We start from the raw sequence: 3,110 nt of genomic DNA, 5'->3' as shown, positions 1-3,110 counted from the left end.
GTATAGGGGGCTGATGCAAATAAGTACAAGTAAGGATGTGCTTAAATTTTTAGGTGTTGGCAAAGATGAGCTGTATAATGAAAAAACTAATATTAGATGTGGGGTAAAAATGTTGAAGTATTATTTGGGAAAGAGTGATGGGAATATAGAAAGAGCATTATGTATGTATGGGTGCGGAGAGGGTAATAGCGGAAAGAGAAAAACATATTGCAGACCAAGCCAAGAGATTCATATTTTATATAAGAAGTATAAAAATCTATTTGAACAAGAAGAATATAACAATTTCTTGATTGAAGAATTGGAAAACAGAAGCAGTGAGCTTGAATACCTAATTAAGATTAGTGAAAGATGCGACAGTAAAAAGAGAAATTATTATGAAATGAGGATTAAGAGCGTAGAAAATGAAATTTATGAAATTGAAAAAATGTTGGAATAAGATGTTGACATTAACTGAATGATGTGCTATAATACTTATAGATAAAACAAAAAGGAGAATCTATATGTATTGTTTATTTATGTGTTTTATAGCAATTATTGTAATGGATATTATTTTTGGAAAGAGGTGAACTTATGGAGTTTCTTATTGGTGTTTTTATATTTTCAGCTGTACTGTATTGCTTATTTGACGAAAAGGATGATTGGGGTGAATGGTAATGATTAGTCGTAAGGCGTTTGTGAAGATTATGAAGGCGCTTGCAAAGCATGATGATTTTGAAAACGCTATCAATAAGGTATTTCGTGACTTTGGCGATGATTCTGTAATTACGAGTTGCAACCTTGAAGGTGCAATTATGTATGTTATTCAGGAGCAATTCGATGACCTAGATGACGACTGGCTTGGCTATCTATGCTATGAGATGAATTATTTGCGTGATTACAAGCCTGATTATATTACTCTTGCTGACGGCTCTCATCCAGAAATTAATGACTGGAATGATGTTTATGATTTTCTCATTATGTGTATGAATGAACATAAAACTAGAAAGTAATGGTGATGTCGCATGGGTTTGAAGATGTTGTTCGATGTACAGAAACCTGTGCGTCTACCGAGACAAGAAGTCATTGATAGGTTATATAAGGAGTTTACTGTATATCAAATTAACGATATGATTAACTCCAAGAATAAGCCAGAAACGGATTATCGGAAGTTATGCAGAAATATTGTATCATATTATGATGTTCATGGGTATGTTTCTGAGAAGCAGAAGCTTTGTTTGTGTAGATATACAGCATATAACTTTCTTGAGCCGGAAAATTTATCAAAAATAATTACAAATAACTCTTGACAAACGATTTTTTCTGAGTATAATATTATATAGAAACCAATCCCGACTGGTTTTAAAACACGACTTTTATTTACAAAAAACTAAGGAGAAACAAAATGATTACGAAGATTTTTAACACGACTACGGTTGCTGATGGTTCTACTGAACGTCTGATTGTCCATACCAAGATTGGAGAATTTGAAGTTCCGGGTAAGCGCATTACTTGTCACGTTCGTCCTCGTGATAATGATGAGTATGATGTAGAATTTGGCAAGGCTCTTGCGAAGAAGAAGTTTGATATTCTTTCCACTGATGACCGTATAGGTCAGCACATGACTATGGCAAAGAATCTTCGTGCAATCGCCAAGAACCTGATGGATATTGCCGATAAGGAAGAGCGCATCGCAGATGATATGTGTGGCAAGATTGAAGATATGAAGTGTGCTTACGACTATTTTGTTGAAAAGCATTTTAATAATAACTAACAAAGGAGAATAAAAATGGAAGAGAAGCATATTAACATGATTGAACCTGTGGAGGACAAGGTAAAGCATAAGCCTGAAAAGATTCTGTACTATACCTGTGTTGATTGTGGTGGTGTATTCCCTGTGAAGGAAGCCAAGATGGCAGAATGGTTTAATGCTCATGGTACGTTCCCTTGTCATTGCGCTAATTGTAAGAAGCGTCGTGAGAATTTCGTTAAGAACAACAACAACTAATTTAACAAGGAGAATTATATAATGGGATTCAACTTTAAGGTTCAAAAGGCTGTTCGTGAGAAGATTGCTGTTAAGACTGCTCTGATGGGGCCTAGTGGTTCTGGTAAGAGCTATAGCGCACTACGTCTTGCAACTGGTATGCTTGAAGAGATGAAGAAGACTGGTACTGATGTAGGTACTAATGGACGCATCCTATTCGCAAACACAGAAGGTTCTCGTGGCCGTTATTATGCCAACGAGTTCGATTATGATATTGTTGACCTTGTTCCTCCTTATGCGCCAGAACAGTTTACTGAACTGATTAACTATGCGGTTGAAAAGAAGTATGCTATTCTTATTATTGATAGCACCTCTGCTGAATGGGAAGGAAAGGGCGGCTGTCTTGAGCTACAGCAACAGGCTGGCGGTCGTTATCAGGACTGGAAGCTGATTACTCCTCGTCACGATAAGTTTATTGACACTATGCAGTATAGCCCCATTCATATTATTGCTACTATGAAGGGCAAAGACCAGTATGAGGTTGATAAGGATGAGCGTGGTCGTACTGCTGTTAAGAAGCTAGGTGTCGGTGCAAAGCAGCGTGACGGCTTCGAGTATTACTTTACTACTACTTTCAACATTGATGTAACCTCTCACATGGCTAAGTGTGAAAAGGATAACACTCATATCTTTGAAAATGAGGGCTATACCATCCTGTCTGAGGACTTTGGTAAGAAGATTATCAAGTGGGCTAATAGTTCTGATGTAGAAGCTACTTCTGCAAAGACCTTTGCTCAGGCTCCTGATTATGATGGCTCTGGTTCTGTTAGCGAGACTTCTGAACTAACTGATACTATTAATAAGATTGGCAGTCTTGCACAGGCTCTAGTTGGTGCTGATAAGCTATCTAAGACCGAACTTGTAGGTATCATCAAGAAGTACCATACTAGTGCCAACTACAACTCTATTACTGATATTGGTGTCGCTAAGAATATTCTGGTTGAACTGGAAGCCAAGAACAACTAATAATACTTGACTTTTAGTCGAGTTTGATATATAATATATTTAACATTATAAAGGAGATTAAATCTATGAATACTCTGCATTTTTCTGGTCGTTTTGTTGCCGACCCTGAACTAAAGGAGAC

The 3,110-nt window shown here is 36.9% G+C and carries 5 protein-coding genes; all 5 read left to right on the top strand.

Features of this window, described 5'->3' with window-relative positions:
* Nucleotides 1-436: lytic transglycosylase domain-containing protein (locus B2S90_RS10800; RefSeq protein WP_286697043.1), on the top strand; the 436-nt coding region annotated here is incomplete at its 5' end.
* A 217-nt stretch (nt 437-653) separates the two neighbouring features.
* Entirely contained in the window at nt 654-989 is a 336-nt protein-coding gene (locus tag B2S90_RS10795) for a hypothetical protein (RefSeq protein ID WP_286697042.1), read from the top strand.
* A 392-nt stretch (nt 990-1,381) separates the two neighbouring features.
* On the top strand, nt 1,382-1,750 hold the full coding sequence (locus tag B2S90_RS10790; protein ID WP_286697041.1) for a hypothetical protein: 369 nt from the start codon (nt 1,382-1,384) through the stop codon (nt 1,748-1,750).
* Nucleotides 1,751-1,765: 15 nt separating this feature from the next.
* A complete protein-coding gene (locus B2S90_RS10785) occupies nt 1,766-1,984 on the top strand; it encodes a hypothetical protein (protein WP_286697040.1) in 219 nt (72 codons plus the stop codon).
* A 21-nt stretch (nt 1,985-2,005) separates the two neighbouring features.
* Entirely contained in the window at nt 2,006-2,989 is a 984-nt protein-coding gene (locus tag B2S90_RS10780; RefSeq protein WP_286697039.1) for an AAA family ATPase, read from the top strand.
* Nucleotides 2,990-3,110 lie beyond the last annotated feature (121 nt).

Origin of the sequence: Catenibacterium sp. UBA627, from assembly GCF_002299355.1 — a bacterium.
Classification (GTDB): Bacteria; Bacillota_I; Bacilli_A; order Erysipelotrichales; family Coprobacillaceae; genus Catenibacterium; species Catenibacterium mitsuoka.
Note: the sequence above shows the minus strand (reverse complement) of the source record. Positions and strands in the feature narration are given on the sequence as shown.